This is a genomic window from Citrobacter sp. Ct235, from assembly GCF_030332305.1.
Taxonomy (GTDB): domain Bacteria; phylum Pseudomonadota; class Gammaproteobacteria; order Enterobacterales; family Enterobacteriaceae; genus Citrobacter_A; species Citrobacter_A telavivensis.
In genome coordinates this window covers 1-4,113 of sequence record NZ_JAOWIC010000007.1, presented here as the reverse complement: position 1 = coordinate 4,113, position 4,113 = coordinate 1, and the positions used below count along the sequence as shown (strand labels likewise).

Genomic DNA, 4,113 nt, shown 5'->3' with positions numbered 1-4,113 from the left:
GTGGTGCTGATACCCAGAGTCGAACTGGGGACCTCACCCTTACCAAGGGTGCGCTCTACCAACTGAGCCATATCAGCACGTCTGGAGCGGGCAGCGGGAATCGAACCCGCATCATCAGCTTGGAAGGCTGAGGTAATAGCCATTATACGATGCCCGCATCCTGAAACTCGGCTACCCAGTTCTTTCTGTAACAAAAAAAGAGACAAGTCTCTTTTCTCATTCGAGCCGATTATTTTCTTAACCAGCTCAGACAGCAATTGCTGCCAGAAAGTGGTGGTGGGGGAAGGATTCGAACCTTCGAAGTCTGTGACGGCAGATTTACAGTCTGCTCCCTTTGGCCGCTCGGGAACCCCACCGGACTTGATGGTGCCGACTACCGGAATCGAACTGGTGACCTACTGATTACAAGTCAGTTGCTCTACCTACTGAGCTAAGTCGGCATCAAGTAGCGCGCATTCTATGGAGACCTGCGAACTCATGCAACTAAAAAATTGCATAAAATGTTCTATTGCTCACATTTTGCGCTATACGGCCAATAAATGACGTATTTTCAGTCAGCTTAGCATAAAATTTCGACATTATCTGGCAGCCCATTTCCTCCCACCTGCGCCAGCTGGCACTTCTAACGCCTCAAATCATCGTCTGCACATCTGGAATATCTGTCACATTACTTTTCAGGTAATGGCACCAGGAAGAGATTTTTTCTTATTATTCCCTCCCATCTGGTGTTACCCTCCTGCCCATTGTCCAAATTAACTGAAATGTGACGTGCCATTGCATGCCGGGGATGACGCGCTTTTTATCACTGCCCTGATGGTGTAATGACAGCCAGAAACATGCTTATGAGTATAAAAGAGCAAACGTTAATGACGCCTTACCTACATTTTAACCGCAACCAGTGGGCTGCGCTTCGTGATTCCGTGCCGATGACCCTTACTGAAGAAGAGATCGCGCGGTTAAAAGGGATTAATGAAGATTTATCGCTGGAAGAAGTAGCAGAGATCTATTTACCCCTGTCGCGTTTGCTTAACTTCTATATCAGCTCGAACCTGCGCCGTCAGGCTGTTCTAGAACAGTTTCTGGGCACTAACGGTGAGCGCATTCCTTATATCATCAGTATTGCTGGCAGTGTGGCGGTAGGGAAAAGCACCACCGCGCGTGTATTACAGGCGCTACTGAGTCGCTGGCCAGAACATCGCCGCGTTGAGCTAATCACCACCGATGGTTTTCTTCATCCAAACCAGGTATTAAAAGACCGTGGGTTAATGAAGAAGAAAGGCTTTCCGGAATCGTATGACATGCACCGTCTGGTCAAGTTTGTCTCCGACCTCAAATCCGGCGTGCCAAACGTCACCGCTCCGGTTTATTCGCATCTGATTTATGATGTGATCCCTGACGGGGATAAAACCGTTGCCCAGCCCGATATATTAATTCTCGAAGGACTCAATGTTTTGCAGAGTGGGATGGATTATCCGCACGACCCACATCATGTATTTGTTTCGGACTTCGTCGATTTCTCTATTTATGTTGATGCGCCGGAAGAGTTACTGCAGACATGGTATATCAATCGCTTTCTTAAATTCCGCGAGGGGGCGTTTACCGACCCCGACTCTTATTTCCATAACTATGCGAAACTGACGGAAGAGGAGGCAATCAATACGGCCACCTCATTATGGAAAGAAATTAACTGGCTGAATTTAAAGCAAAACATTTTACCCACGCGTGAGCGCGCGAGTCTTATCATGACCAAGAGCGCGAATCATGCTGTCGAACAGGTTCGCCTGCGGAAATAATTAAAAAAGGGAGCGAAAGCTCCCTTTTTATTATTCTGCGCTTCTCAGGGAGATTTCTCCCCCAACCCACGGTTTTATCACACCATCCTGTTCCAGTAGTAATGCACCCTGTGCGTCGATCCCTCGCGAAATACCGTATATTTCTTTTTCGCCGATGATCAGTTTTACCTGACGATTAATAAAGTTATCGAGTTTTTTCCAACGGGAAAGATAAGGAGCCAGCCCTTCCTGCTCAAATAATTCCAACGCGGTACGTAATTCACGAATGAGCCTCGCGGCCAGCGTGTTGCGATCGAGCGTAATCCCGGCTTCCTGCAGCGTAATCCATCCCTGATTCACCACGTCTTCTTCCACACGACGCATCGCCATGTTAATGCCAGCACCAATGACGATCTGCGCAGCATCGCCCGTCTTACCCGTTAATTCGACCAGGATCCCCGCCAGTTTGCGATCCAGCAGATAGAGATCGTTTGGCCACTTCACCCGAACTTTATCAGCACCGAGATCGCGCAGCACCTCGGCCATCACGATACCGATCACCAGGCTTAAGCCGATCGCTGCGGCCGGTCCCTGCTCCAGACGCCAGAACATCGAAAGATAAAGGTTTGCACCAAAGGGAGAGAACCACTTACGCCCACGACGTCCACGGCCTGCCTGTTGGTATTCCGCCACGCAGGCATCGCCTGACTGTAACAGATCTATACGGTCCAGCAGGTATTGATTGGTGGAATCGATAACCGGAAGCACTGCCACCGTACCGCGATCCAACTGGCTGTATATACGGTCGGCATCCAGTAACTGAATCGGCTCAGGCAAACTGTATCCTTTGCCTGGCACGGTAAAGACGTCGACACCCCAGTCACGTAAGGTCTGGATGTGTTTATTGATGGCAGCCCGACTCATCCCCAACTTTTCACCCAGTTGCTCGCCGGAATGAAACTCGCCATCGGCCAGTAAGGAGATAAGCGTCAGAGGAACGGTATTATCCTTCATGCAATGATCTCCACGGCATTGACTTCGCCTGTTCGCCCGATGAAGCGCACTTCAGGCTCCAGCCAGACATTAAATTTTTCACCCACTTTCGTACGAACAAGGTGCGCCAGCTGAACAATATCTTTGCTTGTCGCATTATCAGCATTGATCAGCACCAGGGCCTGTTGACGATGCACTGCTGCCCCTCCGATCCCGGAGCCTTTCAACTGACACTGATCAATGAGCCAACCTGCCGCCAGCTTTACTGAACCATCAGGCTGAGGATAATGGGGCGCATTCGGGAATTGGGACAATAATGCCTGTGCCACATCAGCCACCACTACCGGGTTCTTAAAAAAGCTGCCCGCATTACCGTTTACTTTCGGATCGGGCAGTTTCGTCATGCGCATATGGCAAACCGAATCAAACACCTGCCGGGGCGTTACCGTGGCCGGATCCAGACGCGTCAGGTCACCATAGGTCAACACTGGCTGCCATTGCTTCGTCAGACGTAGACCCACTGCAACGATCGCGAAACGATCCTGATATTCATGTTTGAAGATACTGTCACGATAGCCAAATCGACACTCTGCCGCACTGACGCGCAGCGATTTTCCTGTCGCCAACTCAACACAGTCAACGTAATCACAAACTCGCTGGAGCTCCACGCCGTAAGCACCAATATTCTGGATCGGTGAAGAACCGACACAGCCGGGGATCAGCGCCAGGTTTTCCAGACCCGGCATGCCAAGCTGCAGCGTGTGCTGTACCAGGTGATGCCAGTTTTCACCCGCGCCGACATGCAGCAGCCAGGCATCCGGTTGCTCTGTCACCTCAATGCCTTTGATACGGTTGACGATCACCGTTCCGCGGAAGGTATCAAGAAACAGGACGTTACTCCCTTCACCCAGTATCAGTACCGGCTGATGCAACGCATTGGCGGATTGCCAGGCATTCAGTAGCTGTTGTTCATTTTCGGCGCAAACAATCTCATTGGCATTTTGATCGATGCCAAAGGTATTCCAGGATTTAAGGGAGTGATTCATAGACGCTTTCCTGATGCAAAATCGCGGTTAGTTTACCGCATCTGCCGCAGTATGGCTTGTATTATGGCGGGCTAGCGTTATCCAGAGGGTTCCCCCTTGCCGTAGGCCGGATAAGGCGAAGCCGCCATCCGGCAATGTGCGCTGTTCTGCCTGATGGCGCTGCGCTTGTCAGCCTGCCACAGACGCAAAAAAGCCCATCCGTCAGGATGGGCTTCTTCACTGTTTGATGCCTGGCAGTTCCCTACTCTCGCATGGGGAGACCCCACACTACCATCGGCGCTACGGCGTTTCACTTCTGAGTT

3 protein-coding genes, 4 tRNA genes, 1 rRNA gene and 1 pseudogene are annotated in these 4,113 nt (G+C 50.8%); 2 read left to right on the top strand and 7 right to left on the bottom strand.

Going from position 1 to position 4,113, the window contains the following annotated elements:
* Position 1: 1 nt before the first annotated feature.
* The 4 genes from OGY35_RS01005 to OGY35_RS00990 form a co-directional block, all read right to left on the bottom strand.
* A tRNA-Thr gene (locus tag OGY35_RS01005) sits at positions 2–77 on the bottom strand.
* A gap of 5 nt (positions 78–82) precedes the next feature.
* Positions 83–157: transfer RNA gene (locus tag OGY35_RS01000), tRNA-Gly, on the bottom strand.
* Positions 158–271: 114 nt separating this feature from the next.
* Positions 272–356: transfer RNA gene (locus OGY35_RS00995), tRNA-Tyr, on the bottom strand.
* Positions 357–364: 8 nt separating this feature from the next.
* Positions 365–440, bottom strand: a tRNA-Thr gene (locus OGY35_RS00990).
* Positions 441–459: 19 nt separating this feature from the next.
* On the opposite strand from OGY35_RS00990, the pseudogene OGY35_RS00985 reads away from it, so the two are divergent.
* A pseudogene (locus OGY35_RS00985) lies at positions 460–540 on the top strand (hypothetical protein); the annotation flags it as partial.
* 302 nt (positions 541–842) lie between these two features.
* Positions 843–1,793: a type I pantothenate kinase gene (gene coaA, locus OGY35_RS00980; RefSeq protein WP_152401307.1), complete on the top strand. Its 951-nt coding sequence runs from the start codon at positions 843–845 to the stop codon at positions 1,791–1,793.
* A gap of 30 nt (positions 1,794–1,823) precedes the next feature.
* Here coaA and birA read toward each other — a convergent pair whose 3' ends face one another.
* The 3 genes from birA to rrf form a co-directional block, all read right to left on the bottom strand.
* Positions 1,824–2,786 carry a bifunctional biotin--[acetyl-CoA-carboxylase] ligase/biotin operon repressor BirA gene (birA, locus tag OGY35_RS00975; protein WP_286631197.1) on the bottom strand — a complete coding sequence of 321 codons (963 nt, stop codon included), beginning with the start codon at positions 2,784–2,786 and terminating at the stop codon, positions 1,824–1,826.
* The gene (gene murB, locus OGY35_RS00970; RefSeq protein WP_286631196.1) at positions 2,783–3,811 is read right to left on the bottom strand and encodes a UDP-N-acetylmuramate dehydrogenase; all 1,029 of its coding nucleotides are present in this window, start codon (positions 3,809–3,811) and stop codon (positions 2,783–2,785) included. Before murB ends, birA begins: the two co-directional genes overlap by 4 nt.
* A gap of 228 nt (positions 3,812–4,039) precedes the next feature.
* Positions 4,040–4,113 (bottom strand): 5S ribosomal RNA (gene rrf, locus OGY35_RS24500); the annotation flags it as partial.